Genomic DNA, 5,120 nt, shown 5'->3' with positions numbered 1-5,120 from the left:
AGCTAAGCGACTTCCATATCTCACAGGGGGCAACCCCCAACTACTTCCGGCGTTCTAGGGCTTAACTGCTGTGTTCGGCATGGGTACAGGTGTATCTCCTAGGCTATCGTCACTTAACTCTGAGTAATACCTACTCAAAATTGAATATCTATCAAATAATTAGAAAACCTCACGCTTCGTATCCTCAGTTACTTTGGATAAGTCCTCGAGCTATTAGTATTAGTCCGCTACATGTGTCGCCACACTTCCACTTCTAACCTATCTACCTGATCATCTCTCAGGGCTCTTACTGATATATAATCATGGGAAATCTCATCTTGAGGTGGGTTTCACACTTAGATGCTTTCAGCGTTTATCCCTTCCCTACATAGCTACCCAGCGATGCCTTTGGCAAGACAACTGGTACACCAGCGGTAAGTCCACTCTGGTCCTCTCGTACTAGGAGCAGATCCTCTCAAATTTCCTACGCCCGCGACGGATAGGGACCGAACTGTCTCACGACGTTCTGAACCCAGCTCGCGTGCCGCTTTAATGGGCGAACAGCCCAACCCTTGGGACCGACTACAGCCCCAGGATGCGACGAGCCGACATCGAGGTGCCAAACCTCCCCGTCGATGTGAACTCTTGGGGGAGATAAGCCTGTTATCCCCAGGGTAGCTTTTATCCGTTGAGCGATGGCCCTTCCATACGGAACCACCGGATCACTAAGCCCGACTTTCGTCCCTGCTCGAGTTGTTGCTCTCGCAGTCAAGCTCCCTTATACCTTTACACTCTGCGAATGATTTCCAACCATTCTGAGGGAACCTTTGGGCGCCTCCGTTACCTTTTAGGAGGCGACCGCCCCAGTCAAACTGCCCGTCAGACACTGTCTCCGATAGGGATCACCTATCCGGGTTAGAGTGGCCATAACACAAGGGTAGTATCCCAACAACGTCTCCTTCGAAACTGGCGTCCCGATCTCTTAGACTCCTACCTATCCTGTACATGTGGTACAGACACTCAATATCAAACTGCAGTAAAGCTCCATGGGGTCTTTCCGTCCTGTCGCGGGTAACCTGCATCTTCACAGGTACTAAAATTTCACCGAGTCTCTCGTTGAGACAGTGCCCAAATCATTACGCCTTTCGTGCGGGTCGGAACTTACCCGACAAGGAATTTCGCTACCTTAGGACCGTTATAGTTACGGCCGCCGTTTACTGGGGCTTCAATTCATACCTTCGAGTTACCTCTAAGCACTCCTCTTAACCTTCCAGCACCGGGCAGGCGTCACCCCCTATACATCATCTTACGATTTAGCAGAGAGCTGTGTTTTTGATAAACAGTTGCTTGGGCCTATTCACTGCGGCTGACGTAAAGTCAGCACCCCTTCTCCCGAAGTTACGGGGTCATTTTGCCGAGTTCCTTAACGAGAGTTCTCTCGCTCACCTGAGGCTACTCGCCTCGACTACCTGTGTCGGTTTGCGGTACGGGTAGAGTATGTTTAACGCTAGAAGCTTTTCTTGGCAGTGTGACGTCACTAACTTCGCTACTAAACTTCGCTCCCCATCACAGCTCAATGTTATAGAATTAAGCATTTGACTCAATTCACACCTCACTGCTTAGACAGACACTTCCATTCGTCTGCTTTAGTTAGCCTACTGCGTCCCTCCATCACTACATACTCTAGTACAGGAATATCAACCTGTTGTCCATCGGATACACCTTTCGGTCTCTCCTTAGGTCCCGACTAACCCAGGGCGGACGAGCCTTCCCCTGGAAACCTTAGTCTTACGGTGGACAGGATTCTCACCTGTCTTTCGCTACTCATACCGGCATTCTCACTTCTATGCGTTCCAGCGCTCCTCACGGTACACCTTCTCCACACATAGAACGCTCTCCTACCATACCTATAAAGGTATCCACAGCTTCGGTAAATTGTTTTAGCCCCGGTACATTTTCGGCGCAGGGTCACTCGACTAGTGAGCTATTACGCACTCTTTGAATGAATAGCTGCTTCTAAGCTAACATCCTAGTTGTCTGTGCAACCCCACATCCTTTTCCACTTAACAATTATTTTGGGACCTTAGCTGGTGGTCTGGGCTGTTTCCCTTTCGACTACGGATCTTAGCACTCGCAGTCTGACTGCCGACCATAATTCTTTGGCATTCGGAGTTTATCTGAGATTGGTAATCCGGGATGGACCCCTCACCCAAACAGTGCTCTACCTCCAAGAATCTTTATGTCGACGCTAGCCCTAAAGCTATTTCGGAGAGAACCAGCTATCTCCAAGTTCGTTTGGAATTTCTCCGCTACCCACAAGTCATCCAAGCACTTTTCAACGTGCCCTGGTTCGGTCCTCCAGTGCGTCTTACCGCACCTTCAACCTGCTCATGGGTAGGTCACATGGTTTCGGGTCTACGACATGATACTAATGCGCCCTATTCAGACTCGGTTTCCCTACGGCTCCGTCTCTTCAACTTAACCTCGCATCATATCGTAACTCGCCGGTTCATTCTACAAAAGGCACGCTCTCACCCATTAACGGGCTCGAACTTGTTGTAGGCACACGGTTTCAGGTTCTATTTCACTCCCCTCCCGGGGTGCTTTTCACCTTTCCCTCACGGTACTGGTTCACTATCGGTCACTAGGGAGTATTTAGGGTTGGGAGATGGTCCTCCCAGATTCCGACGGGATTTCTCGTGTCCCGCCGTACTCAGGATACTGCTAGGTACAAAGACTATTTTAAATACGAGGCTCTTACTCTCTTTGGCTGATCTTCCCAAATCATTCTTCTATAATCTTTGAGTCCACATTGCAGTCCTACAACCCCGAAGAGTAAACTCTTCGGTTTGCCCTCCTGCCGTTTCGCTCGCCGCTACTAAGGCAATCGCTTTTGCTTTCTCTTCCTGCAGCTACTTAGATGTTTCAGTTCACTGCGTCTTCCTCCTCACATCCTTAACAGATATGGGTAACAGGTAGTACCTGCTGGGTTCCCCCATTCGGAAATCCCTGGATCATCGCTTACTTACAGCTACCCAAGGCATATCGTCGTTTGTCACGTCCTTCTTCGGCTCCTAGTGCCAAGGCATCCACCGTGCGCCCTTATTAACTTAACCTTATTTTTTGACCTTTCAGTCATAAACTCTTTTAATACTACAGCGTTTCGGTTTATTTTCTTGTTACTATTTGATATAGATATTCAATTTTCAATGTGCATTACTTGGTGATCTCTCACCAATGGAGCCTAGCGGGATCGAACCGCTGACCTCCTGCGTGCAAAGCAGGCGCTCTCCCAGCTGAGCTAAGGCCCCACAAGACCTCTCAAGACTAAACAAGACCAATGCGCAGTTCCTTATCCTTAGAAAGGAGGTGATCCAGCCGCACCTTCCGATACGGCTACCTTGTTACGACTTCACCCCAATCATCTATCCCACCTTAGGCGGCTGGCTCCTAAAAGGTTACCTCACCGACTTCGGGTGTTACAAACTCTCGTGGTGTGACGGGCGGTGTGTACAAGGCCCGGGAACGTATTCACCGCGGCGTGCTGATCCGCGATTACTAGCGATTCCGACTTCATGTAGGCGAGTTGCAGCCTACAATCCGAACTGAGACTGGCTTTAAGAGATTAGCTTGCCGTCACCGGCTTGCGACTCGTTGTACCAGCCATTGTAGCACGTGTGTAGCCCAGGTCATAAGGGGCATGATGATTTGACGTCATCCCCACCTTCCTCCGGTTTATTACCGGCAGTCTCGCTAGAGTGCCCAACTAAATGATGGCAACTAACAATAGGGGTTGCGCTCGTTGCGGGACTTAACCCAACATCTCACGACACGAGCTGACGACAACCATGCACCACCTGTCACCTCTGTCCCGAAGGAAAACTCTATCTCTAGAGCGGTCAGAGGGATGTCAAGACCTGGTAAGGTTCTTCGCGTTGCTTCGAATTAAACCACATGCTCCACCGCTTGTGCGGGCCCCCGTCAATTCCTTTGAGTTTCAACCTTGCGGTCGTACTCCCCAGGCGGAGTGCTTAATGCGTTAGCTGCGGCACTAAACCCCGGAAAGGGTCTAACACCTAGCACTCATCGTTTACGGCGTGGACTACCAGGGTATCTAATCCTGTTTGCTCCCCACGCTTTCGAGCCTCAGCGTCAGTTACAAGCCAGAGAGCCGCTTTCGCCACCGGTGTTCCTCCATATATCTACGCATTTCACCGCTACACATGGAATTCCACTCTCCCCTCTTGCACTCAAGTTAAACAGTTTCCAAAGCGTACTATGGTTAAGCCACAGCCTTTAACTTCAGACTTATCTAACCGCCTGCGCTCGCTTTACGCCCAATAAATCCGGACAACGCTCGGGACCTACGTATTACCGCGGCTGCTGGCACGTAGTTAGCCGTCCCTTTCTGGTAAGATACCGTCACAGTGTGAACTTTCCACTCTCACACTCGTTCTTCTCTTACAACAGAGCTTTACGATCCGAAAACCTTCTTCACTCACGCGGCGTTGCTCGGTCAGACTTCCGTCCATTGCCGAAGATTCCCTACTGCTGCCTCCCGTAGGAGTCTGGGCCGTGTCTCAGTCCCAGTGTGGCCGATCACCCTCTCAGGTCGGCTATGTATCGTCGCCTTGGTGAGCCGTTACCCCACCAACTAGCTAATACAACGCAGGTCCATCTGGTAGTGATGCATTTGCACCTTTCAATGAATTATCATGCGATAATCCATTTTATGCGGTATTAGCTATCGTTTCCAATAGTTATCCCCCGCTACCAGGCAGGTTACCTACGCGTTACTCACCCGTTCGCAACTCATCCAAGAAGAGCAAGCTCCTCTCTTCAGCGTTCTACTTGCATGTATTAGGCACGCCGCCAGCGTTCGTCCTGAGCCAGGATCAAACTCTCATTAAAAGTTTGAGTTCTCACTCATTTCTGTCACTGACAGATTTATTGTTTTTTTCATTGTTCAGTACTATAACCTTAGTTATAGTGCCCTGCACATTGGTTCGTCTTGTTCAGTTTTCAAAGGTCTTTGTCACTCAATCTCTCTCAAGCGGCAACTATATTAGTATATCACAGCTGCTAACCTATGTCAACACTTTTTTGAAACTTTTTTCAAGTTTTTTTAACCGCAATACACC

1 tRNA gene and 3 rRNA genes are annotated in these 5,120 nt (G+C 49.5%); all 4 read right to left on the bottom strand.

Annotation, left to right across the window (positions count from 1 at the left end):
• Nucleotide 1: 1 nt before the first annotated feature.
• The 4 genes from rrf to FOA33_RS09115 all read right to left on the bottom strand — a co-directional run bounded on the left by rrf (nucleotide 2) and on the right by FOA33_RS09115 (nucleotide 4,890).
• Nucleotides 2–117: ribosomal RNA gene (gene rrf, locus FOA33_RS09130) — 5S ribosomal RNA — on the bottom strand.
• A gap of 76 nt (nucleotides 118–193) precedes the next feature.
• Nucleotides 194–3,095, bottom strand: a 23S ribosomal RNA gene (locus tag FOA33_RS09125).
• A gap of 122 nt (nucleotides 3,096–3,217) precedes the next feature.
• Nucleotides 3,218–3,290: transfer RNA gene (locus FOA33_RS09120), tRNA-Ala, on the bottom strand.
• Between the two features lie 51 nt (nucleotides 3,291–3,341).
• Nucleotides 3,342–4,890, bottom strand: a 16S ribosomal RNA gene (locus tag FOA33_RS09115).
• Together the 16S, 23S and 5S rRNA genes with 1 tRNA gene alongside form the textbook arrangement of a ribosomal RNA operon.
• Nucleotides 4,891–5,120 lie beyond the last annotated feature (230 nt).

Origin of the sequence: Streptococcus cristatus (genome assembly GCF_019685515.1) — a bacterium.
Lineage (GTDB): Bacteria > Bacillota > Bacilli > Lactobacillales > Streptococcaceae > Streptococcus.
This window is presented reverse-complemented; position numbering and strand designations above follow the sequence as displayed.